The following is a 24057-nucleotide window of genomic DNA, read 5'->3' on the forward strand; positions in this document are numbered from 1 at the left end:
CTTATTAAAGAATAATGAGTTGCCGTTGTGCGTTTTTCAAAATTTATCCAAAAATTGCATTAACCGTTAAGAAAAATACAGAAGGTCCAAGTAAACAACCAAGTCCTGTATAGAAGGTTGCAACCAAAGCTCCATAAGGTACCAATCGTACATCCGTGCCAGCTAGGCCTGCAGCAGTGCCGCTAGTTGTTCCTGCTAAACCACCAAATACCATGGCAGAGCGTGGACTTTTTAGATACATAAATTTCGCAAGTAGCGGCGTACCGACCATAAAGAAAACTGACTTGATTAAACCAATTGCAATAGAAAGTGCGATGACATCAGAGCTTGCGCCAATTGCGGTTCCTGTAATCGGACCAACAATATAAGTCATTGCGCCTGCACCAATCGTTGTCATAGAAATGGGATCTCTATACCCCATGACCCATGCAACCATAACCCCAATTGCAAAAGGCACAACACAACCAAGCATTAATGCAATTAGACCAATTTTTCCTGCTTTCTTCACCTCTTTCACATCAACTTCAAATGCAGTTGAAGCAATCGCTAAATCACGAATCATGGCTCCGCCCAACAGCGCAAAACCAGAAAAAATAGCGATATCAGAAATGCCCTTAGTTCCTTGCGTATAAACTCCTGCAAAATATGCAACGACCAAACCTAGGGTGATCGCAATTGCAGAGCTTTGTAATTTTCCCTTCGTCAAATATTTTGAGAGTAGATGGGAAACGAACATCATTAAACCCGTTACTGCGAGTGCAGTGACGAATGCATTTTTAGATAACACAGCAATTATAGCGTCCATCATTTAAATCCTTTTTGATTGAACTTTTTTATAGTTTATGAGTGCTTAAGCTACTTTTTGTTTTGTTTCTATCGTCCATTCATATGTTTCATAATCGCCACTAATTCTATTTAAATAGCGGATGACTAAAACCGTACCAATTAACGATGCAATAGAGACAATCAGACCTAACATGCCACCCGATAAAGCCGCTACTACGTTTTGTCCAGCAGACATCGCTACAACAATCGGAATATACATTCCTGACCAGTACAAAACTCCAAATTGGGTAACTTGTGGTAAGTAACCTTTTCGCGCAAGCAATTCTTTAGTCAAAATCAATAGAATCATTGAAATAGCTACGCCACCAACATTTGCTTTTACGCCCAATAACATTCCTAGCGTATTACCAAAATAATCGCCTAATAAATGACAAATCGCTAATATTGCCGTTCCATAAATAATCATTGTAAATCCCTCATATCCTTGAGTTATTACTCAGTTTTTAATTTGTATTGCAATTACAAAGAAGCATTATTTCCGTTTTGCATTGCCAACTGAATGCTGTCTAAACGTGTTCCTTGAAATGACAATACAGTTCCATCTTTAAATGTTCGACGTGCAAGTGTAGTAAGTACCGTTCCCGGTAAAGCTTCAATCTGCAACCTCACACCTCGCTCCCATGCAGCTTGGATGGTACTTTCCCAATCTACAGTTCGACTCATATTAAAAGCCAAGTCATCACCAATCTGTTCTGGCCTGCCAAGCGTACGAGCCGTTGTACCACTTAAATAACGTATTTTAGGCTGCTTTAAAGTCACTCCCTCCATAGACGCTGCAAGTTGCGTTGCTTGCTGACTTAATAATTCACAGTGCGATGGCACCGATACATCTAATTTTTTTGCCACCACGCCTTGTTGCCTTGCCAAAACAGCAACTTGGTTCATGGCTTCAAAACTTCCTGAAATAACGATCTGGTTATGTGCATTAATATTTGCAACAAACACCTCTGGCGTTATTTCATAAATTTGTTTGACCCATGTTTCGACAGCTGCACGATCTGTACCAATTAGTGCCGTCATGCCATATCCAGTGGGATAAGCGTTTTGCATGAGTTCACCTCGATAGGCAACTAAACGAATAGCATCTTCATAGTTTAGAACTCCTGCTACAACCGCAGCCGACCATGCGCCAATTGATAAACCCGCAACATAATCTGGTGTTAAGTTTTCCGCTGTTAATAAAGCTGAACTCACCACACCTGAAATCAGTAAACAAAGCTGTACTGCACGTGTCGATTGCAATGCAGCCGGACTATCTAACATCAAGACATCTTCTTTGAGTGCATCTGATGCCCGCTCAAGGTACTCTTTAACTAGAGCGATTTGAGGTAAGTCGTGCAACATATTGCTTCGTTGCACACCTTGTCCCGGATATACCCAAATTGAAGCCATGATATCTATTCCCTAATTCCATGGGTTTTCTACTAAAACAGCACCATCAGCACGTTTTAATAGAACTTTTCCACTGTTCCCAGCCCATTCTTTTAAAGCCAAACCACCTTGTGGAAGTTGAAGCTGTATATCCACATTGAGGCCTGCGTGCTGAAAATTTTCGAGTAGCTCAATCGCCTGCTTTTTGGCAAAAGGTTGTTCAGCTCGAATCAACAAATCTATGTCACTTTGCTGAGTAACTGTTTTAATGCTGGTTGCCAGTTCAAACCCGAAACTTCCTGTATATCCCCAACATCCCGAAAAGTTTTTCATAATGCTGGAAATGGTCTGTAAACGTTCTGCCAAATGTGCAAACTGCTGCATATCTACATAAGTCAGTGCTTCGGGTTTAAGCTGTCTGTTAATAGCATTTCTTGGCATTTGAGCTGCATATCGTTGATAGCGAAATTGCCCCCTTACACCTACCGCCACCTGATCTTCAGGAGTAATTGCCCGTCGAACCACAACAGGATCGCCTCGTAGTAACACCTCTTTCACCCAATGCGGAGCATCATCGGCTAAGCAGTCGACCGTCATGCCCCACAGTAAATCATGGGCTTCGAGCTTAAGTTTCATGACCATTGCTCACGCAATAATTCACGGACCCTTTTAGACATCTGACGGTTTTGGCCGTGAAGTCTTTGTTCTAATCCTCTCGATTGATCAGCATTAATTTCTTTAAATGCTTGAGCAATTGTCTGCTTCGCTAACAAAAGATCATCGTTTGTCGGTTGTTCAGGGTTTTCAACAGATAACAGTTCAGATAACAAACCAAGCGTTGCATAACTTTCAATGTCATAAGCCATTGGCGGAATGCTAGAAGCCAATTGCTCTAACTCATCAACCGACCGTAAGGTAACCCGTGCAGCAGATTCCTTACCCATTGCATGCACCATAACACCTGAATCTTTTAAGGCAATAATACGATTGGCTTGGTATCCATGCGCCAAGAAAGCCCCCGACATTGACTTACCAACCAATAAACTGACAATAGGATGGTCTGCCAATCTGGCTCTAGCATAGCTATCTACTGCACCCGCTAAAGCTTGGTGAATGCCTAATAATTCTTCACGACGCCCATAGGCCTGACTTGGCACATCAACCAAGCATAAAATGCCACGTTTATTTTCAGTCTGTGCATCGGCCTGAATCACTTCATCAACTGCTTTTGCCAAGTTCCAGCCTTCTAACAATCCAACTTCACCCTGTCTTGCCCGAGGGAACAGATTATTACTGTCTTGAACAACTGCAATCACACGCACAGTTTGCTGATCAATCTGACCATCAGCTACCCAAACCGAAGCTGGAAAACCTTCAACTGCCTTAAATCCCTGCGTGAGCGCTTTAAACCACTGTGCACCACGAGTAGATGCTTTTAATGTATCAACGGCGATATTCATGCTTGCTCTCCTTGATACAAAGCCTGAACCTGTGCTGAGGTAATCTGCTCAGCAGTATCGACGTGTTGTAGCTGTCCTAAATAGAATGAGTAATTTGAACTACGATGCTGATCAGGTACACCCTGTACTAAATAATCGATCACTTGCTGACGAACTTTCTGACGATCATCTTCTACATAAGCATCTGCCAAACCACTAGCAAAACGTTGGTTCCCGCCAGTAATACTCCATATAAATGGACGATCTTTGGCGTTATATTCTTCTACGCCAGCTTCTTGTTCGATCACTTGTGGGCCATTTAAGCCTAAACGGCCCTCTTGTGTCATTACAATATAGCTACACAAACCAGCCGCAATTGACATACCACCGAAGCAACCTACACTGCCTGCAACTACGGCAATCACGGGTTGATACTGACGCAAATTCACAATTGCGGCCTGAATCTCAGCAATGGCAGCCAAACCCAGATTTGCTTCTTGTAAACGAACGCCACCTGTCTCTAGCAATAAAATTGCAGCAGTTGGAATACCATTAAGGTTGTCTTCAACCGCAAGCTCTAATGCACCTGCGATTTTGGCACCACCCACCTCACCTAAGCTTCCACCTTGAAATAAACCTTCAATTGAAATTAGAACTACTGGGCGTTCTTGAATAGACCCTTTGGCAATCACAACACCGTCATCTGCTTGCGGCACAATATTTTGCTTAACGAGCCAAGGCGACATAACACGGACAAATGGGTCAAGTAACTCTCGAAAAGTCCCTACATCTAATAACGCTTTGGCACGCTCTCTTGCGCTGAGCTCAATAAAATCTTGTTTATTTAACAAGCTCTCGATATCAGTCATGAGCGATCTCCTCTAAAGCTTGTTCCAGACGTAAGCGAACAACACCAGGGGTTGCACCAAAGTCATGAATATCAATATTGACGGCTGGCGGTATTTGCGCAGTAAAAATTCGCTCAAATAGATTTTTCCAACGTGCAGCACTACCATCTACCGAAGTCACCACCTGAATAGAGGTTTTCCCCATTTCGCCAGGTTCCATCAAAATTTCGAGATCACCCGAGCCAACACACCCCACCAACGCTTTTTTTACAGGCGGCTCTGTCGCCACAAATTCAAAATGAAGTGTTTCCATAATCAAAATCCCTCTTTATTTTTTAAAGATGACTGCTCAACACGATCTATAAACAATGTTGCTGCCAACAAATCTGCGGCGCCACCAGCAGAGGCTTTCATCCGAAGTAAATCAATCTCTAAAAGATGCAATGCACGACGACCTTCCAAGCTTGAGCTGCCCCCTAAATCGAGTACTTGCTGAGCACCTTGTTGCATACGCTTTAAACCCGATGTTCCTGAACGATAAAGCACACAGGTATCTGTCAGATCAGTCATCATGGCAAGTAAAGCATCTAAACGAGCAAACTCTTCTTTCATAGGTTTACTACGACTTTGATAAAGCTGCTTTAAGCCAAAATTTACGATGGTTGGAAAACCTTGCTGAGCTTGTTCTTTTGCTCCTAAGACACCTAATTTTTTCTGTACCTGCTGACCATGACTTAAAGCCTGCATTGGAATAAAGCGATCTTCAAGCTGAGCAATCTGACCTGCTAACTGGCATAGCTCAACAGCCGATAAATATTGTTGATTTGTACGTGCCAATGCTGCTGCCGTAACCATTAATCCTAATGCCCAAATTGCGCCACGGTGTGTGTTGACACCATCTGTCGCCAACATCATGACCTTTTCACCTTGGCGACCAATTTCACCAATGTCTTCACGCAAGGCCAAACAAACTTCACCATGATGCATGGCTGCTTGGGCCATTGCTTCAAACATTGGGCCTAAACTTTTCGCAGAGCGCTCCATTAATTCCAAAGTCAGGTCATCATGCGCACCACTGCCACGGCGATCAACTAAAGCTGGCTTTGGCGTCAGATTAACTTCATCAATCAAAGCCTCTACCGCCAAATCTGCCAAAAGCTGACTATCGCTAAGCGTTTGATATTGAACTTGTGCCATCATTACCAACTCCTGAATTTTGCAGGGGGTTGATATAGGCCATCTGACCATGTCACCAAATCAGCAATATTTTTTGCAGCTAAAAGTTCACGTGTTGCGTCGGTACGGCGAATGCCTAAATCTTCTGGGAATACGACTAAACCTTCACTTCTTAAACGTGCTGTTGTTTTTGGATCTTGGCTTAAACCAATACTGGTTACACCTGCCACCGCAGCAATCATAGCTTGACGCTCTTCTTGGCTCCTTGCTTTATATAAATAAGCAATGCCTTCTTCGGTGAGCAAATGGGTAACATCATCGCCATAAATCATGATCGGTGCTAAAGGTAGACCTGCTGTTTTAGCTACATCAATCGCATCGAGACGATCCACAAAAGTTGGCTTGCCTCCCTCTTGGAAGGTTTCCACCATTTGTACAACCAGTTTTTTACCACGTGCCAAATAGGTTTCTGTTTCATTGGCACCTTGCAAACGCATATCAAGCCATGCAGGTGTATCGTGACGACGTCCGCGCGGATCATGCCCCATGTTCGGCGCACCACCAAAACCTGCCAAACGTCCTTTGGTGACAGTCGAAGAATGCCCCATGCCATCCACTTGCAAAGTTGCGCCAATAAATAAATCAACGGCATATTGACCTGCAAGCTGACACATCATGCGGTTAGAACGTAGTGCACCATCACGACCTGTAAAGAAAACATCAGGACGAGCAGCGACATATTTTTCCATACCGAGTTCGGTACCAAAGCAATGCACGCTTTCTACCCAACCCGTTTCAATGGCAGGAATTAAGGTTGGATGCGGATTCAGTGTCCAGTTTCGGCAGATTTTGCCTTTTAACCCTAAAGACTCACCATAGGTCGGTAAAATCAGTTCAATTGCTGCGGTGTTAAAACCAATACCATGGTTTAACGATTGCACATTATGTTTTTCATAGATGCCGCGAATTGCCATCATCGCCATAAGTATATGCACAGGCTTGATATGTTTTGGGTCACGGGTAAATAACGGTTCGATATAAAAAGGTTGGTCTGCTACAACCACATAATCCACCCAAGATGCGGGGATATCGACACGTGGTAAATCAGAGACGTCATCGACCAGTTCATTGACCTGAACAATCACAATACCGTCACTAAAAGCCGCTGGTTCAATAAGTGCAGGAGAATCTTCGGTACTTGGGCCTGTATAAATATTGCCTTGGCGGTCTGCCATAAAGCCCGCCGAAAGCACCACATTTGGAATAAGGTCGACTACTAAACGCGAATACAACTCGATATAGGTATGAATCGCACCAATCTCTAGCAGTCCATCTTCAATTAACTGGCTAATGCGTAAACTTTGTGGTCCAGCAAAAGAAAAATCGAGCTTACGCGCAATGCCTTTTTCAAATAGATCGAGATGTTCCGAACGTCCCACGCTCGGCATGATCATATGTAAATCATGCAAAATATCAGGATTGGTTTGAGCCAAAGAGCGCGATAAAAAATCTGCCTGCTTTTGGTTATTCCCTTCGAGTACAACTCGGTCACCCGGTGTAATCAGGGTTTCTAAAACTTTAATAATGTCTTGAGTTGGAATCACCACACCATCGGTATATTGGTTTGCCATCTCTAGTTTTAGTTGTTTGGCATGACGCCGCTTTATCCATAACCGTTCTTTATTCTGAACTGAGCCTTCCATGTGTTTACCTATAGATCGCAGTTTTGTTCTGAATCTATAAAAACGCTTTATGGACTTTCGATCAATCAACCTAGATGAGTCGTTATTAACCTCAGGTTAACGATTGCAGCAGCCTCTCTTTTCTGGCTAAGCCAAAAAAGAGAAAAGCAGTTTGTTTAAATTCTTTTTAACGCGGTTTATTCAACATCCATTCCAGATTCTGGCGTACCGCAGGCCACTCATGTTTCAAAATGCTATAAACATGAGTGTCCCGTAAAATATCATCTTTCACAATTTGATGGCTTCTTAGTACACCATCAAGCTTTGCACCTAAACGTACAATTGCAGTTTGGCTTTGAACATTTAAAGAAGAAGTACGTAACTCAACTGCAATACAGTTTAAAGTCTCAAATGCATGGGCCAACAATAGCTTTTTACATTCAGTATTAACTGGGGTTCGCTGTGCAGACTTGCGATACCAAGTTGAGCCAATTTCTACACGGCGATGAGCTTCTTCAATATGCATGAGAGTCGTCATGCCCAACGCCCGCCCCGTTTTTCGGTCTTCAATATAAAATGGCAACATAGAACCAGCATGTTGCAAACCTAGACGTCTTTCAATTTCCGCAGTCATTTGTTCAGGTCTTGGCACACGGGTATACCAAAGATTATAAAGTTCCCCATCACAAACAGCCTCTTTAAGCGCTTCAGCCTGAGTTAAACTTAGTGGCTTTAAAATAACGTGTTCGCCAACCAACTCAACAGGTGTAGTCAAAGACATCTTAATCTCCTCAATAAGTACTAAACTTTTATATTTTCAAAATTATTTATTTAACTCAGCCACACTGTACATAGCGTCTGCTATGGTTTGATGACCGGATTTCGATAGACTATCTGCCGCACCTAAAATGTCTCGATGTTCTTTGTTTTGCCCAAGTTTTGATTTGCCTTGCAGCTTGGTAATTTCAATCTCAATACCTACAATGGCTTTTAACATCGGTTCAAGATAGTCTTTTGGAGCATCTGACATTTTCCATGGTTCAGGCTGAGATGCTTCATGAGTACGGGTTAATCGAGCTACTACACCACGAACATAGCGTTCATCATCTCGAATCATCACTTTGCCATAAGCATGCACAACCCTATAGTTCCATGTCGGTACTTGTTTGTGCTGTTCATGTTTGGATGGGTACCAATTTGGTGAGATATAAGCATCGCCAGCTTGAAACACGACCAGCACCTCATCTCCATTTTTAATGTCCTGCCAAACAGGGTTACTTCTAGACACATGCGCATGCAACACACCGAACTCCCCTTCATTTGCCTGTAACTCAAATGGAAGATGATTTGCATCTAAACCATTGCTTCCATGAGTAAAAAGCACAGCAAACGGATACTCTTGAATAAGAGCATGTAATTCCTCTAATCGGTTTTCTGCAAAATCGTCGGGGATATACATGGCTAAAAACCTCACTGTAAATATCAGGGTTATTTATATTTTGTGTTGTAAATTTTCTGGTTTATGTGGATTATTAAAAAGAACCACTTTGTGTTTTTTTAAGTAGACCAGAATTATGGCAAGAATGGCAAAAGTTGTTGAACTTCCGTCTATTGCAAAGATTGATAAAAGACAAGGAAAGATTAGTGCTCAATTGACTCAAGCCTTACGCGAAGCCGTACAAAATGGCGATTTGCAGTCAGGAGATCCATTGCCTTCTTCTCGAGAACTGGCCCAAACACTTGGAGTCGCTCGCGGAACCATTATTGACGCTTATGATCAGCTTCTGGCCGAAGGTGTTTTTGACTCTCAAGCACGGACTGGAACTTATGTATCTCATGCTTTAGTTAAACCGAGTCCTAAACAAAGTACCAAAAAAGATTCTGATATTCCTCCCGCTATATCTTTGACCAAATCTGCACATTCTTATGCCAAAGTGCTCGAAGAATTTAAACCGCTTCCTCATGTTCCATTTGCCGTATCTGTACCCGTTGGGCGAGCCAAACCAAGTGATGTGTGGCGTAAGTTTGGCAATAAATTTAGATCTCGAGGAGCAGGCTCTCCTTCAGGCTATGGAGAACCTCAAGGTGTGTTGTCACTGAGAGTTGCTATAGCAGACTATGTACGCCGATCACGCTCTGTACACTGTGAACCTGATCAAATTATGATTACCCCTGGAATTCAACAAGCGCTCTATATTTGCAGCCAAATTTTATTTGAAGCAAAAGATGAAGTCTGGGTTGAAGATCCAGCATATCGAGGGACCACAGCGATTTTTGAACATGCTGTACAAAACATTCATATGGTTCGTGTTCCTGTCGATGAAGAAGGTATTCAAGTTGAAGCTGGTATTAAACTTTCTAAACATGCCCGCGCGGCTTTTGTAACACCATCCCACCAATATCCACTTGGCATGCCGATGAGTCTAGCAAGACGTACGAGTTTATTGGCTTGGGCAAAACAGCAAAACGCGTGGATCATTGAAGATGATTATGACAGTGAACTTCGTTATAACGGCCAGCCCTTCCCATCTTTACAAGGTATGGCACCCGATCAAGTGATTTATCTCGGTACGTTTAGCAAAGTCTTATTCCCGTCACTAAGACTGGGTTATGCCGTATTGCCTAAAGAACTCGTAGCACCTTTTTGTGGGCTTAGAGTCTTAATTGATCGGCACCCACCCGCTGCCGATCAGCATGTTTTGGCTGCTTTTATTCAAGAGGGTTATTTAGAGAGACATATTCGACGTATTCGAAATGTTTACGCCGAAGTCCGAGAACACATTATTGATTTAATTGAAAAATACATCCCTCAAGAGCTGGCTTGGTTACAGCCGGGTGATCAAGGCATGCACATGGTATTATGGCTTGCGCCTCAAATAAATGACATTGAAGTTGCAAGCACTGCAATCAATGCAGGTATTGCAATTAAAGCCATTTCACCTACATTTTCAAAAGAACGACAACGTTCGGGTTTAATTGTTGGGTTAAGCGATTTTGAACCCGAACTTCTGCAACAAGCTATAAAAAAGCTATCAATAATTATTCAACAACACGCCAAGTCAATATAGGCAAAACTTACAACAGCAACCATAAATGAATGGCAAATGGTCCAACAAGAACCATTAAAATACCGGCAATAACCATGGTTAAACTGGCAATCACACCTTCTTCGCTATTGCGTTGTTGGGCTCTGACTGTACCAAAACCGTGGGCAGCATTGCCAAAGGCTGCCCCATTTGCCACATTAGAACGGATTTTAGTAATCGCTAAAATCGCATCGCCACAAATCATACCGACCAAACCCGTAATGACAGTAAATAGAGAAACCAATGCTGCCGACCCGTGAATATCTTGCGCTAAAATCATGGCAAATGGTGTCGAAATAGAACGTGCCATCAAACTGTTGGTCACTTCAGGACTAAAGTGGAACCACTGCGCCATTTCATAGGCAGACATCACACCTACACTCATGCCGACAATAATCGCAATCGAAAGAACCCCGAGATTTTTACGAATCGTTTCCCGATAGCGATAAATTGGTACAGCGAAAGCAACCGTTGCAGGACCTAACAAATTCACAATCCACTGGGTATCTTCTGCATAAGTTTGATATGAAATTCCAAAAATCGTCATCAAAATAATGGTGAGTACTGGCACACTAATCGCAGGTGATAGCCAAAGTTTTGGATTTTTCTGATAGATCCGCTTTGCCACAACATAAGCTGCCAAAGTCCAGATGAGACAAAGGATTGACCAAATATTCATGTCGTTTTGCTCTTTAAATATGCTTATGTTGAAGACGCTTTCGAGCCTGTAAATAAGCTTTCAAACGATTGTAATAATGAATGGTCAGACACGTACTGAGCATGACCGAAATGGTCCCAACCGCAATGCTCAAAACAATTTGCCAGCCTTCGGTCATAAACAAGATTTTATACTGAACTACAGCAACCACCACTGGCACGAAAAACAGCAACAGCTCACCTAAAACCACAGTTGCTCCCATTGCCACCTGATCCATTTTGATCACTTTAAAAAACAGGCATAAAAGCAATAAAAACATACCTAAAATACCTGCCGAGACAGGCACGCCGAGTTTTTGATGTAAGAGATATCCGACCCACCAAAATCCAGCCAAAATCAAAATTTGTTTAACTAAAACTAAAAGTGAAGGTTGTGTGGGTGTTCCAGAAGCAGATTCAGTACTCATTTTGCGAAATTAGATGGTTAACTACACCATTATGCTATCTTGGTTAAACCTGCTAAATATGAATTATTCATGTTAATATTATTCCAAAATGGAATAATCTATTCTTTATTATGCTTTCTCTAAAATCCTTACAATGCTTCGTTACACTAGTTAAAACTAAAAGCTTTACTCGTACCGCTGAAGAGCTGTATCTGACCCAACCCACCATTAGTAAAATATTACAGCAGCTTGAAGAGCAGCTTCAGGTACAACTTTTGGTTAAACCCGATCACGGCCGTAAAAGGCAAATCGAGTTGACTGAAATTGGAGAACGTATTTATGAACATGCGATCGAGCTTCTTCAGGCAGAACAAAACATTTTTCTTGAAATTGAAAACTACCAACAATTAAAAACTGGGACTTTAAAACTTGGCGTTCCCCCCTTAGGTTCACAGCTCTTAACGACTGCCCTGTTTGATTATCATCAGCAATTGCCAGATATTGAATTAGCTTTTATGGAAGTGGGTTCACGTGGTATTGAACAAGCTTTGCTTAACAATGAACTAGACGTTGGCGTTTTATTGCAGCCTTTTGATAAGCAAATCTTTAATAGCATTGAGCTATGCAACTACCCTTTAATGGTTCTTTTACGTCGGGATGCGAGTTGGGCAACCCGCAAAAAAATAAATCTAGAAGAGCTACAACACCAATCATTTTTGATGTTTCCAGAAAATTTCTCTTTAAACAGTATTATTCTCGATGCCTGTAAGCAGCATGGTTTCTACCCGACCATTGCTTGCCGGACCAGCCAATGGCATCTCTTGGCAGACATGGTGCTACAACGTATGGGAATCGCGCTTCTCCCGAAGTATTATACTGACATGCTTGACCCTAGTTTATTTGCAGCAGTACCACTTGAAAAACCAAATATTCAGTGGCACTTAGTGATGGCTTGGAAAAAGAATCTTCCTGTCTCACCAGCGGTACAGGCATGGCTTAGTATTGTTCGTCAGCATTTTCAGCACATTAAGCCCTAACGTTGAACACTGAAATGGCTTAATTCAAAAACCGATAAAGCTTTTCCACAAAAAAGCTACCCAATCTTGGATCAGCTCACTTAGACTAGATCCGATTGTTTTATGACATGGACAATAACAATGAATAATGAACATTTTAAGCTATACACAGATTCACAATTTCTAAGCCCCTATGCGTTTACAGTTTTTGTAGGGCTACATGAAAAACAAATTCCATTTGAAATAGCGACCATCAACTTAGGGCAGCAAGGCCAGTTTGAAAAATCTTATGTAGCAAAGTCATTAACTGCCAAAGTGCCTGTACTTGAGCATAACGATTTTGCCTTATCAGAATCTTCTGCCATTTTGGAATATCTTGAAGAACTTTATCCAAACACATCTATTTATCCAAAAGATATTCAAGCACGCACAAGAGCAAGACAAATTCAGGCATGGCTCAGATCAGACTTAGTAGCACTAAGAACTGAACGTCCAACCGATGTTGTTTTTATTCAGCCCACGTCCACTCCACTTTCAGAAGAAGGCAAAAAAGCAGCCGAGAAACTTTTCTTTGTTGCAGAAAAACTTCTAGCGTCTGATGCCGAATTTCTTTTTGGTTCATGGAGCATTGTGGATGCTGAACTTGCTCTAATGTTGCAACGCCTTATTCAAAATGATGATGCTGTACCAGAACCTTTAAAAAACTATGCATTACAGCAATGGCAACGACCGACCTTACAAAAATGGCTTGCCTTGCGACATAACTAAACGCTTATATTTACACCAAACACGAGATAAAAAATGAGTGATTCAAACTATATTCCTCCACAAGTTTGGCAATGGACTGGAGAAAAAACCGATTTAAACCAACCTACCTCAGGTGCGCGTTACGAGCATACACTTCCAGTAGGGAAACATCCGCTCCAGCTCTATTCTTTAGCAACGCCTAATGGTCAAAAAGTCACTATTTTGCTAGAAGAACTTTTAGCATTAGGAAATCAAGATGCTGAATATGATGCTTGGCTGATTAAAATCGGTGAAGGTCAGCAATTTGGCAGTGGCTTTGTCGAAGTTAATCCAAACTCTAAAATTCCAGCATTGGTTGACCATAGCCAAAACCCGCCATTAAGAGTGTTTGAATCTGGCTCAATTTTGCTTTACTTGGCTGAAAAATTTAAAGCTTTCATTCCAACTGATATTGCTGCACGTACTGAATGTCTTAATTGGTTATTCTGGCAAATGGGCAGTGCACCTTACTTAGGTGGTGGTTTTGGACATTTTTATGCTTATGCACCCGTTAAAGTTGAATATGCAATTAACCGCTTTGCCTTGGAAACAAAACGCTTACTTGATGTATTAGATCAGCATCTAGCAAAGCATGAATATTTGGCTGGTTCTGAATATAGCATCGCTGATATTGCGGCGTTCCCTTGGTATGGCGGTCTTGTTAAAAACTGGGTGTATAACGGCGCGGAGTTTTTAGGAGTCGATCAATATAAAAATGTTCAGCGTTGGGCAGATGCGATTTTAGCGCGCCCTGCGGTTCAACGTGGCCGTATGGTCAACCGTACCTTTGGTGATTTAGCTACGCAGTTGCATGAACGCCATGATGTAAGTGATTTTGAGACCAAGACTCAAGATAAATTGCAGAATCAGTCTTAAAAATATCATTCAGTTTTTGACTCACCCGCAAGATATTTCATTTTTGCGGGTATTCAAAGTTGGCAAAATAACTCGTATATAACTCACTCAGCCAAGCGACAAAAACTCGTACGCGTGGCGAGAGCTGCCGATGCTGCGGATATAAAGCAGAAACTGACATCTTCGGGATTTCCCACTCAGATAAAACCTGAACCAGTCGCCCATTTTTTAATTCATTTGCCACATGGTAGCGCGGTACTTGAATTAAGCCAGCCCCTTGTAAGGCAGATAATACATAGTTTTCAGCATCATTTACCGCGATCCAGCTTTTCAAAAAATAATCTTGTTTTTTGCCATTCACTATCAATTCAAATGGATAATTCCGCCCGCCTGATGTCGAAAAGAAATTGACACAATAATGTGATAACAACTCTTCTGGTTGCTCTGGCATTCCATGTTTATTTAAATAGTCAGGACTCGCACAAATCACTTGTGGCATATCCACCAAATGTCTAGCAATTAAAGTGGAATCATCTAAACGGCCCGCTCTCACCACACAGTCTATCCCTTCCCGAATCAGATCAACCAAGCGATCAGCCGTACTAATTACCAGTTCAATGTCGGGGTACAACTCGTGAAATTGGTCGATATTGGGTAAAACAATTTTAGTTGCATGTGCGCCTGATAAATCGACACGTAATAAACCACGGGGCTGAGCAATTACATTGCGTAAAGATGATTCGGCATCATCGAGTTCCGATAATATTTGTGTACAGCGTTCATAAAATGCTTGTCCATCAAGTGATGGTCTTACATGCCGAGTCGTCCGCTCTAGCAAACGACACTGTAAGTTATTCTCTAACTCTTTAATGGCATTACTTGCTGTAGCGCGTGGGATATTCAGTTGATCGGCTGCCTGACTAAAGCTCCCCAGCTCTACGATGCGGGTAAAAAGTTGCAAAGTGTCAAATTTATCCATAATGCTATCTTTTAACCCTATCCATTATTAATGCATATGGAATTATCTTATCCAATTCTAACGATTTATCCCATATTTCTATATTATTAAAATAAGCCATACTTACTCAAACAGGCAATCTAAAAATGAATATTTCAAGAAAAACAGCTCTGGTTACTGGCGCATCACGTGGTATTGGCCGTGCTATTGCAGAACGTTTAGCTCAAGATGGCTTTTATGTGATTATTAACTATGCAGGCAATAAGGTGCATGCCCAAGCCACTGTAGAACACATTATTGAGCAAGGTGGTCAAGCTTCAGCTATTCAAGCGGACGTTGCAAATGAACATGAAGTGAGCCGTTTGTTTCAAGAGGCAAAGGCCATTAACGGTCAATTAGATGTGGTAGTTCATAGTGCCGGTATTATGCCTATGGCAAAAATTACACCTGAAGGTCTGCCAGATTTCGATAAAGTAATTCATACCAATTTACGTGGTGCATTTTTAATATTGGCGCATGCAGCCGAAACAGTGCCAGATGGTGGCCGGATTATTACGCTTTCAACCAGTGTAATTGCCAAATCTTTTCCGGCCTATGGTCCTTATATTGCTTCAAAAGCTGGTGTCGAAGGTTTAGTACATGTGTTAGCAAATGAGTTACGTGGGCGCAATATCACTGTAAACGCCGTTGCTCCCGGCCCGACAGGCACTGACCTTTTTTATAATGGAAAAACTGAAGAGCAAGTGGCGGCTATTGCAAAACTTGCTCCATTGGAACGAATCGGAACACCTGACGAAATTGCTAGCGTAGTTGCCATGCTAGCTGGTCCAGATGGACGTTGGGTAAACTCACAAGTCATTCGAGTAAATGGTGGATTTGCTTAATTTTAAAAACTGTGCGGATTATTTTAATCTGCACGGTTTTTACTAAATAATAAAATTTATTAAATCTATTTTACTTTAATAACTTTATAAGATTAACTAATACTGTTTTATATAAAATACTCACCGCTCTTATTTATCAAAATAATATATATAAATAGATATTCCTTATTTTTGCTTATATTTAAAACCGCGTAAATTGATCCTTAACAATCTGAATCAAAGATAAGGATATATTCAATGAACGCTAAATTAAATACTGAAACTCCACAAAGTTTTATCTCAAATGGTTCAAATACATCCTTTTCGGCCGAAGATATTCTTGCTAAAGCACAGCAATATGCACAAGAACACGAACTAAATTTTAGTGGCAGTTTATCACCTGTTGATGCATGGCAACTCGTACAACAAGGAGAAGCGGTTTTAGTTGATGTGCGTACCAATGAAGAACGCAAATTTGTGGGTTATGTCCCTGAAAGTATCCATGTTGCATGGGCAACAGGCACATCGTTTAACCGTAATCCACGCTTTTTAAAAGAACTTGAATCAAAAGTTGGCAAAGACAAAACCATTCTTTTGTTATGTCGTAGTGGCAACCGTTCAGCACAAGCTGCCGAAGCCGCATTTAATGCAGGTTTTGAGCACATTTATAACGTTCTTGAAGGCTTCGAAGGTGATCTAAATGATCAGCAACAGCGTAACCAGAAAAATGGCTGGCGCATCCACCAACTTCCTTGGCAACAAGACTAATACTTCAATCAATTTTCAGTGAATCAAGGAAAGCCTGTGACTCAATGGAACATTAATGCGGTTGTACAAGGTTTACAACAAGCAAGGCATGACTGGCGTCAGCAACAGCACAGAACAAAAGAATTTGGGGGCCGCGAACTTCCATCTAAAGAAGCTTTAAAGGCCATTTTAGATGACCTGTGCGGCATTTTATTTCCAATGCGTTTAGGCCCGGCTGACTTACGCCAAGAAACTGAAGATTCTTATATTGCCTATACTTTAAATCGGGTACTCACAGCCTTACATGCGCAAGTACAACTGGCTTTAAATTATGAAGCAAAACGTCATTTGGGCCATTCAAGCCCAGACCAGCAACCACAAGAACTTGCCCAAACTATTGTGCAGGATTTTGCCAACACTTTGCCCTCTATACGGCGCCTTTTAGATGGTGATGTACGGGCGGCTTATGAAGGTGATCCAGCAGCACATAGTGTAGATGAGGTATTACTCTGCTATCCGGGCATATTTGCGATTATTTATCACCGAATTGCGCATCAGCTCTATGCTCAAGTGTCTTTATTGTCTCGCATTATTTCCGAGTTAGCTCACTCTGCTACGGGTATTGATATTCATCCGGGTGCGCAAATCGGCAAAGGATTTTTCATTGATCATGGTACGGGTGTGGTGATTGGCGAGACTTGTGTGATTGGGGAACGCGTTCGTATTTATCAGGCCGTGACCCTTGGAGCAAAACGCTTTGAAACCAATGATGATGGTGGTTTGAAAAAAGATTATATACGCCATCCGATTGTTGAAGATGATGTCGTGATTTATGCAGGTGCCACTATTTTAGGCCGTATTACCATTGGTCGAGGTTCAATTATTGGGGGGAATGTTTGGCTAACCCATAGTGTTGCTGCAGGTAGCCAGATTTTACAGTCACCGAATGAGTCTTATCAAAAAAATCATATTGCCGGTTAAAAACTATAGATGTGAAATAAATAGATAAGGAGATAAATAAACAAAGAACGTGCAGATTAATAAAATGCTTATTTCTAGTTTAAATATATTTTTATTTAGAAAATAGATAACTCATTAATAAGCTCAGTATTTAAATTACAACGCTATTTTAATTTTAAAACCAGAACTAATTCTAGTTTATATGCATCCTAGAATTTTTATTTTCAAAAAGCCAATGTAATAAGGAAAAATGATTCATGGCGAAAAATACAGACAAAGCCCAACTTGCACTTGGGGACCATGCGGCCCGTCAACTGGCCAATGCAACCAAGACAGCTCCCCAGCTTTCTACAATTACTCCCCGCTGGCTGACTCACTTACTTCAATGGATTCCTGTTGAAGCAGGTATTTATCGCCTAAACCGTGTCAATAATACCGATGATATTCAAGTAGCTTGCACACAACGTGATGAAGCAACTTTACCTCAAACTTTCGTCGATTATGATCCAGAACCACGTGAATACTTTTTAAATGGTGTATCTACTGTTTTAGATGTGCATACACGCGTTGCTGACCTTTACAGCAGCCCACATGACCAAATTAAAGAACAGCTTCGTTTAACTATTGAAACTATTAAAGAACGTCAAGAAAGTGAGCTGATCAATAACCCTGAATACGGTTTATTGGCTAGTGTGACAGATGACCAACGTATTTCGACCTTAAATGGCCCACCTACCCCCGATGATCTTGATGACTTATTACGTAAAGTCTGGAAAGAACCGGGATTTTTCCTAGCACACCCGGATGCGATTGCAGCATTTGGCCGTGAATGTACACGCCGTGGTGTACCACCTCCAACGGTTAGCTTATTTGGTTCGCAGTTTATTACATGGCGCGGAATTCCACTTATTCCATCAAATAAAATTCCTGTAGAAGATGGTAAAACTAAAATCTTGCTGCTTCGTGTTGGTGAAAAGCGTCAAGGGATTGTTGGTTTGTTCCAACCGGGTCTTGCGGGTGAACAGTCACCGGGGCTTTCAGTACGCTTTATGGGAATTAACCGTAACGCGATTGCGTCATATCTAATCTCGTTATATTGCTCACTTGCAGTACTCACTGATGATGCGTTGGCAGTATTAGATGATGTGGAGGTGGACAAATATCATGACTACCCAGTTAACTACAAGTAATCTGCAAGGTAGTCCAACAGGGCCTGATGTGACTGGTGTTAACCCACCAGCTAACTTCCCTGATGAGTCCACCATTGCTCGACTTGCTAATGAGTTTTTTTCAGCATTACCAAGCTCAAGCAGTTCAGCTTCTCCATCGGGCCTTAACTTGGACTTACCTGTCGGAGCGCCACCTCACCCACCGCAACCGGGTGAACCATTCTCTGCTCTCAGTGGTCGTGCGCCCAATATCGCCTTTCAGAAAAGTCTCAATCCGGAATATCCTGAACATATTCCAAATTTGCCAGACTACCCTGAACGTCGAATTGTAGCGTCTGCGCCTGTAGTTGGTGGAGCTAATTTGCCGCGCCCACCATTTGAGCCACATTTACCACAAGCTGCTCATAGTGAACCCAATGTGCCACGCATTGAACCAAACTTACCCACTGGTGCAGGTGAATCACCTTATTATTTTTTAAATGATTTTTCTGCTCCCAATACAGCAGAACCGTCTGTTAAAGGTGTTGAAGATAATTATTCAATTGCGCAGTCTTTTCAGTTACCACATGGTGACCAGCTGAAATCATTGCTGATGGAAGATCGTTTTGCAACGAATACGCCAACCCAAAGTTCTGCAAGCTCTGCATTTTATTTTTTAGACTTGCCTCAAACTGGACAAAGTTATAGTCACTATCAACCATCACAACCCACTTTTGTAGCAAGTAGTTCTCAACCACTTGATGTACATGCCATACGTCGTGATTTCCCAATTTTACAGGAACGCGTCAATGGTCGACCTTTGGTCTGGTTTGATAATGCAGCGACCACACAAAAACCGCAGCGTGTGATTGACCGGATTGCTTATTTTTATCAGCATGAAAACTCGAACATTCACCGTGCTGCACATGAGTTAGCGGCTCGTGCAACCGATGCCTATGAGCATGCAAGAAATGTAGTTGCCCGATTCATTGGTGCACCCTCTTCTAAAGAAATTATCTTTGTTCGAGGAACAACCGAAGGCATTAACCTGATTGCAAAAACATGGGGTGAACAAAATATTGGCGAAGGTGATGAAATCATCGTTTCTCACTTAGAACACCATGCCAATATTGTGCCTTGGTATCAACTCACTAAAAAAACTGGAGCGAAATTACGAGTCATTCCTGTGGATGACACGGGCCAGATTATTTTAGAAGAATTGCCAAAACTGATTAATGAGCGCACTAAACTGCTGTCGATTACTCAAGTTTCGAATGCTTTAGGAACAGTCACACCTGTTGCTGAAGTCATTAAAATTGCGCATGCCAAAGGTGTACGTGTTTTAGTTGATGGTGCTCAATCTGTTTCGCACATCCCTACCGATGTACAAGCTCTCGATGCAGACTTTTTTGTGTTTTCTGGACATAAAGTGTTTGGGCCAACGGGTATTGGTGCGGTCTATGCAAAACCAGAATTGCTAGAAAGCATGCCTGTTTGGGAAGGCGGCGGCAATATGATTCAGGATGTGACCTTCGAACAAGTGGTTTACCAACCTGCACCAAACAAGTTTGAAGCTGGAACTGGAAACATTGCCGATGCTGTTGGTTTAGGTGCTGCGCTTGAATATGTCGAAAGTCTAGGCATTCATAACATTGCTCGCTATGAACATGATCTACTCGAATATGGTCAAAATGCACTGAGCAGTGTGTCTGGTTTACGCTTGATCGGAACGGCACATCACAAAGCCAGTGTTATGTCCTTTACCTTACAAGGCTATTCAACTGAACAAGTCGGTAAAGCTTTAAATCAACATGGTATTGCTGTACGTTCTGGCCATCACTGTGCACAGCCAATTTTACGTCGTTTTGGTGTAGAACAAACCGTGCGTCCGTCTTTGGCTTTTTATAATACAACGGAAGAAATTGATTTATTGGTTTCGGTGTTACATCAACTAACGCGTAATAGACGTAGCAATTAAATCTATTTCTAGACTAGAAAAGACTGCTTTTGGGCGGTCTTTTTTATGGATTATTTATTAACTACTTGAGCTCAAAAGTTATATCTAGAAGTAACAAGTCAAAGCAGTTATCACGGCGGAGTCTTATTATTTAAAATTCGATTTCTAGGTTAGCCTTCGGCTCGAGCTAAGAGTCATCTACAGCCTGCCCATAATTTATAAAAATAATGTTTTTGCAACATTTTCTGATAGATGGAAACAGTGAACAGATTTTGTAGATGACAAAGTTTTTTTGGTTACTTTTTCCAAAAAAAGTAACAGAATTAGCTACTTTCTTCCTATGTATAAACAGTAAGACTCCGTCGCGACAGTCCATCCACTTATAAAGAAAACTAACTTAAACAAACAATCCCCAAATCAATCTCAATGCAATTCCAATTAATAAAACTCCCATTACCCGCTCAAAATAAACCCCAAACTCCAAAAATCGTTTACGTACAATAGGCTGAGCAAACAGTATACTCACCACCATAAACCAGATGGCATTAACCATACACATCCAGACCCCATAAAAAACCTGAACTTTCATTGGTGTGGCAGTACTTACAATCGTCGTAAAAATTGCTAGAAAAAAGATGGTAGCTTTTGGGTTCAATGCATTAGTAAGAAAACCCATTGTAAACGCTTTAACTAAACTCGGCGTGTCACTGTCTGCTTGGCCATTAATCTCAATATTGGTATTCGGCTGGCTACGTAAACACTGCCATCCTAAATAAATCAAATAAGCTGCTCCCGCTGTTCTGATAAGTGACATGAGCCATTCGCTTTGTTGAATCAAAAAACCAATACCAACCAAGGTATAAAAAACATGTACTGAAATCCCAACACCAATACCAATCGCGGTTAAACATCCAATCAAATAGCCATAACGCACACTTTGTCTGACCGTAATCACAAAATCAGGCCCCGGTAAAATCACCGCCATAAAGTGAATAAGAGCTAGCGTTAAAAACTCATGTCCATACAACTGCCACATAACAATTTAGTTTCCTGAAAATCACCTAAAAGATTGTATTGCGATTTTTTAGACGCGATAATCCAATCAAAATCCAAATAACTTTTGCCTCATGAGCACAAATCAAAGTCTGGTTCTATTAAATGAAATGGCGACTTTCGTTAAGGTTGTCGAGTCGGAAAGCTTTTCTGAAACTGCACGCCAGCTTGGTACAACACCTTCTGCTGTGAGCCGTGCGATTGCCCGTTTAGAACGTGCTTTAGGTACCCGCTTACTCTATCGGACTACACGGAAACTTCGTTTAAGTGAAAGTGGACAACAGGTCTATCAACGTTGTTTAGATATGGTGAATGCTGCTCAAGCAGTCATGGAAAGTTCAGGCCAATTTCATGTCGAGCCAGAAGGTATTATTCGTATGAGTGTTCCGAAAGCTGTAGGGCATTTTATGATTCATCCGCATTTACCCGAATTTTTAGAGCGCTACCCAAAAATTGATATTCAAATGCTTTTAGAAGATCGTTATGTAGACCTCATTGATGATGGAGTTGATCTAGCACTTCGAATTACAGAGCAACCACCGGGTGGGCTGATGGGTCGAAAGCTGATTGATATTGATCACTTGGTTTGTGCCACACCTGAATATTTGGCCAAGCATGGTACACCGAACCATCCTCATGATTTAAAACAGCATGAATGTATTTACTTGGGCGAACAAGCCAGCGACTCAAAATGGAAATTTCAACAAGGAAATAAATCGATAAGTGTGGCTGTGCGTGGGCGTTATGCTGCAAATCATACGGGTGTGCGTTTGAGTGCTGCATTACAGCATTTAGGTATTGCGAGCTTGCCGTACTTCGTTGCACACCATGCTCTACAACAAGGTACTTTAGTTCAGGTTCTACCAGATTGGTATTTTAAAACCTATTATAGTGGCGGACTGTGGTTACTTTATCCACCAACACGGCATGTCCCGCCTAAATTGAGTGTGTTTATTCAATATTTAGCTGATAAATTAGCAGCAGAGCCGACTTTATTTAAGTTAAAGTAATATAAAGTCAAAGAATTAGCACGATGGAATCCTACCTTTTAACCTCTAAAGCCACCAGCTAATTCTGTTACTTTTTTTGGAAAAAGTAACCAAAAAACTTTCTCATCTACAGAACCTGACCACTGTTTACATCTATAAAAAATATTGCAAAAACATTATCTTTATAAATTATGGACAGGCTGTAGATGACCCTTGCTCGAGCAAATACTATTTAGAAGGTTCTTAATCTTTAGAAGTTATGAGTATGATTATTCAACCAATAGATCTTTTGGATTAATGGTATCGCCATAGACTGGTTTTAAGGTTTTTTCATAAGCCTGATGAATCACGCCTTCCTTAGCCAGTTTCTCTAAATCTTGGTTCAACCAGTCCAGCAACTCTTTATCACCTTTTTTCACTGCTGGTGCAATTAAGTCCTGCTCACCTAAATTGGTAATGCCAACAGTGTAATTTGGATTTTCTTTAGCCCAAGCTAAAACCAGCAAGTTATCATGTGCTAGCGCAGCGCCACGACCATCTTTTAAAGCATCAAAAGTTTCTGTGTTTTGCTCATACTTTTGTAGTTTAATTTCAGGATGAGTCTTGGTGAAGAATGAATCAGCCGTTGTACCCTTATTCACCAACAAAGTTTTATCTTTAAGTTGAGCCACATCAGTAATCGGATGACTTTTAGGAGAAACCACACCTAGTGCCACTTTTAGGTAAGGCTTAGCAAAATCGACCACTTCTTTGCGTTCTGGTGTAACGGTAAAGTTGGCAAAAATAATATCCACTTTATTGGCTTTTAAGTATTCGACACGGTTAGCCGCTTCAGTTAAAACAAACTCAACTTTGTTTTCATCACCGAGCAGATCTTTAGCAACATGCTTGGCAATCTCTACATCGAAGCCCTGATTTTTACCTTGAGCATCTAAATATCCAAACGGCGGTTTATCACTAAATACACCAATTCGTACCACGCCATTCTTTTTGATCTGTTCAATACTTGACGCCTTTTGCGTGGTATCAGCCGTTTTTTCAGTAGACTGACTTCCTTTATCACAAGCAACTAAACCTAAGCTTAGTAAAGATGCCGCCAAAATATGCTTCACGTTTTGAAATGTTAATGTTGTCATTATTTCACCCTATCGTTCTTGTAAAAGTCTTATTTAAA

The 24057-nt window shown here is 41.4% G+C and carries 26 protein-coding genes; 10 read left to right on the forward strand and 16 right to left on the reverse strand.

Annotated features, from left to right (window positions below):
• Positions 1 to 43 precede the first annotated feature (43 nt).
• The 11 genes from madM to F985_RS14875 all read right to left on the reverse strand — a co-directional run bounded on the left by madM (position 44) and on the right by F985_RS14875 (position 8821).
• Entirely contained in the window at positions 44 to 805 is a 762-nt protein-coding gene (madM, locus tag F985_RS14825; protein ID WP_031944499.1) for a malonate transporter subunit MadM, read from the reverse strand.
• Positions 806 to 850: 45 nt separating this feature from the next.
• Positions 851 to 1252: a malonate transporter subunit MadL gene (gene madL, locus F985_RS14830; RefSeq protein WP_004702262.1), complete on the reverse strand. Its 402-nt coding sequence runs from the start codon at positions 1250 to 1252 to the stop codon at positions 851 to 853.
• Positions 1253 to 1305: 53 nt separating this feature from the next.
• The gene (gene mdcH / locus F985_RS14835) at positions 1306 to 2238 is read right to left on the reverse strand and encodes a malonate decarboxylase subunit epsilon (RefSeq protein WP_004702264.1); all 933 of its coding nucleotides are present in this window, start codon (positions 2236 to 2238) and stop codon (positions 1306 to 1308) included.
• A gap of 12 nt (positions 2239 to 2250) precedes the next feature.
• A complete protein-coding gene (locus tag F985_RS14840; RefSeq protein WP_081401299.1) occupies positions 2251 to 2859 on the reverse strand; it encodes a malonate decarboxylase holo-ACP synthase in 609 nt (202 codons plus the stop codon).
• Positions 2850 to 3677, reverse strand: coding sequence for a biotin-independent malonate decarboxylase subunit gamma (mdcE, locus tag F985_RS14845; protein ID WP_004702268.1), 828 nt, complete (start codon positions 3675 to 3677; stop codon positions 2850 to 2852). The genes F985_RS14840 and mdcE overlap by 10 nt, the downstream gene beginning before the upstream one ends.
• Positions 3674 to 4525, reverse strand: a complete 852-nt coding sequence (locus tag F985_RS14850) for a biotin-independent malonate decarboxylase subunit beta (RefSeq protein ID WP_004702269.1) — start codon at positions 4523 to 4525, stop codon at positions 3674 to 3676. The genes mdcE and F985_RS14850 overlap by 4 nt, the downstream gene beginning before the upstream one ends.
• A complete protein-coding gene (locus F985_RS14855) occupies positions 4518 to 4817 on the reverse strand; it encodes a malonate decarboxylase subunit delta (RefSeq protein ID WP_004702271.1) in 300 nt (99 codons plus the stop codon). Before F985_RS14855 ends, F985_RS14850 begins: the two co-directional genes overlap by 8 nt.
• A 2-nt stretch (positions 4818 to 4819) precedes the next feature.
• Positions 4820 to 5704 carry a triphosphoribosyl-dephospho-CoA synthase gene (locus F985_RS14860; RefSeq protein ID WP_004702273.1) on the reverse strand — a complete coding sequence of 295 codons (885 nt, stop codon included), beginning with the start codon at positions 5702 to 5704 and terminating at the stop codon, positions 4820 to 4822.
• On the reverse strand, positions 5704 to 7383 hold the full coding sequence (gene mdcA, locus F985_RS14865; protein ID WP_004702275.1) for a malonate decarboxylase subunit alpha: 1680 nt from the start codon (positions 7381 to 7383) through the stop codon (positions 5704 to 5706). Before mdcA ends, F985_RS14860 begins: the two co-directional genes overlap by 1 nt.
• A gap of 166 nt (positions 7384 to 7549) precedes the next feature.
• Positions 7550 to 8143, reverse strand: a complete 594-nt coding sequence (locus F985_RS14870) for a GNAT family N-acetyltransferase (RefSeq protein WP_004702277.1) — start codon at positions 8141 to 8143, stop codon at positions 7550 to 7552.
• Positions 8144 to 8185: 42 nt separating this feature from the next.
• A complete protein-coding gene (locus F985_RS14875) occupies positions 8186 to 8821 on the reverse strand; it encodes an FMN-binding negative transcriptional regulator (protein ID WP_004702279.1) in 636 nt (211 codons plus the stop codon).
• 115 nt (positions 8822 to 8936) lie between these two features.
• Here F985_RS14875 and pdxR point away from each other — a divergent pair, with 115 nt between their 5' ends.
• Positions 8937 to 10430, forward strand: coding sequence for a MocR-like pyridoxine biosynthesis transcription factor PdxR (gene pdxR, locus F985_RS14880; protein WP_004702281.1), 1494 nt, complete (start codon positions 8937 to 8939; stop codon positions 10428 to 10430).
• 7 nt (positions 10431 to 10437) lie between these two features.
• Here the strand turns inward: pdxR and F985_RS14885 are convergent, their stop codons facing one another.
• Together F985_RS14885 and F985_RS14890 are read right to left on the reverse strand one after the other, a co-directional pair.
• On the reverse strand, positions 10438 to 11127 hold the full coding sequence (locus F985_RS14885; RefSeq protein ID WP_004702283.1) for an LrgB family protein: 690 nt from the start codon (positions 11125 to 11127) through the stop codon (positions 10438 to 10440).
• A 13-nt stretch (positions 11128 to 11140) separates the two neighbouring features.
• Positions 11141 to 11572, reverse strand: coding sequence for a CidA/LrgA family protein (locus tag F985_RS14890; RefSeq protein WP_004702285.1), 432 nt, complete (start codon positions 11570 to 11572; stop codon positions 11141 to 11143).
• Between the two features lie 110 nt (positions 11573 to 11682).
• Between F985_RS14890 and F985_RS14895 the strand changes: the two genes are divergently transcribed.
• The 3 genes from F985_RS14895 (at position 11683) to yghU (ending at position 14229) form a co-directional block, all read left to right on the forward strand.
• Positions 11683 to 12588, forward strand: coding sequence for a LysR family transcriptional regulator (locus F985_RS14895; RefSeq protein ID WP_004702287.1), 906 nt, complete (start codon positions 11683 to 11685; stop codon positions 12586 to 12588).
• Between the two features lie 120 nt (positions 12589 to 12708).
• Positions 12709 to 13335 carry a glutathione transferase gene (gene yfcF / locus F985_RS14900; RefSeq protein ID WP_004702289.1) on the forward strand — a complete coding sequence of 209 codons (627 nt, stop codon included), beginning with the start codon at positions 12709 to 12711 and terminating at the stop codon, positions 13333 to 13335.
• 33 nt (positions 13336 to 13368) lie between these two features.
• Positions 13369 to 14229, forward strand: coding sequence for a glutathione-dependent disulfide-bond oxidoreductase (gene yghU / locus F985_RS14905; protein ID WP_004702291.1), 861 nt, complete (start codon positions 13369 to 13371; stop codon positions 14227 to 14229).
• Positions 14230 to 14266: 37 nt separating this feature from the next.
• On the opposite strand, the gene F985_RS14910 is transcribed toward yghU, so the two are convergent.
• The gene (locus tag F985_RS14910; RefSeq protein WP_004702294.1) at positions 14267 to 15187 is read right to left on the reverse strand and encodes a LysR family transcriptional regulator; all 921 of its coding nucleotides are present in this window, start codon (positions 15185 to 15187) and stop codon (positions 14267 to 14269) included.
• A gap of 125 nt (positions 15188 to 15312) precedes the next feature.
• On the opposite strand from F985_RS14910, the gene F985_RS14915 reads away from it, so the two are divergent.
• The 5 genes from F985_RS14915 to F985_RS14935 all read left to right on the forward strand — a co-directional run bounded on the left by F985_RS14915 (position 15313) and on the right by F985_RS14935 (position 20862).
• Positions 15313 to 16050: an SDR family oxidoreductase gene (locus tag F985_RS14915; protein ID WP_004702295.1), complete on the forward strand. Its 738-nt coding sequence runs from the start codon at positions 15313 to 15315 to the stop codon at positions 16048 to 16050.
• A 237-nt stretch (positions 16051 to 16287) separates the two neighbouring features.
• Positions 16288 to 16797, forward strand: a complete 510-nt coding sequence (locus tag F985_RS14920; protein ID WP_000992242.1) for a rhodanese-like domain-containing protein — start codon at positions 16288 to 16290, stop codon at positions 16795 to 16797.
• A gap of 18 nt (positions 16798 to 16815) precedes the next feature.
• Positions 16816 to 17757 (forward strand): serine O-acetyltransferase EpsC, encoded by a 942-nt coding sequence (gene epsC, locus F985_RS14925; protein WP_081401300.1) that lies wholly within the window; start codon positions 16816 to 16818, stop codon positions 17755 to 17757.
• A 236-nt stretch (positions 17758 to 17993) separates the two neighbouring features.
• On the forward strand, positions 17994 to 18926 hold the full coding sequence (locus tag F985_RS14930) for a family 2A encapsulin nanocompartment shell protein (RefSeq protein WP_001107594.1): 933 nt from the start codon (positions 17994 to 17996) through the stop codon (positions 18924 to 18926).
• Positions 18901 to 20862: a family 2A encapsulin nanocompartment cargo protein cysteine desulfurase gene (locus F985_RS14935; protein WP_004702299.1), complete on the forward strand. Its 1962-nt coding sequence runs from the start codon at positions 18901 to 18903 to the stop codon at positions 20860 to 20862. The genes F985_RS14930 and F985_RS14935 overlap by 26 nt, the downstream gene beginning before the upstream one ends.
• A gap of 376 nt (positions 20863 to 21238) precedes the next feature.
• Here F985_RS14935 and F985_RS14940 read toward each other — a convergent pair whose 3' ends face one another.
• Positions 21239 to 21877 (reverse strand): LysE family translocator, encoded by a 639-nt coding sequence (locus F985_RS14940; protein WP_004702301.1) that lies wholly within the window; start codon positions 21875 to 21877, stop codon positions 21239 to 21241.
• A gap of 91 nt (positions 21878 to 21968) precedes the next feature.
• On the opposite strand from F985_RS14940, the gene F985_RS14945 reads away from it, so the two are divergent.
• The gene (locus F985_RS14945; RefSeq protein WP_004702303.1) at positions 21969 to 22904 is read left to right on the forward strand and encodes a LysR family transcriptional regulator; all 936 of its coding nucleotides are present in this window, start codon (positions 21969 to 21971) and stop codon (positions 22902 to 22904) included.
• A 248-nt stretch (positions 22905 to 23152) separates the two neighbouring features.
• On the opposite strand, the gene F985_RS14950 is transcribed toward F985_RS14945, so the two are convergent.
• Positions 23153 to 24019 (reverse strand): cysteine ABC transporter substrate-binding protein, encoded by an 867-nt coding sequence (locus F985_RS14950; RefSeq protein WP_004702305.1) that lies wholly within the window; start codon positions 24017 to 24019, stop codon positions 23153 to 23155.
• Positions 24020 to 24057 lie beyond the last annotated feature (38 nt).

It is taken from the genome of Acinetobacter seifertii, assembly GCF_000368065.1.
Classification (GTDB): Bacteria; Pseudomonadota; Gammaproteobacteria; order Pseudomonadales; family Moraxellaceae; genus Acinetobacter; species Acinetobacter seifertii.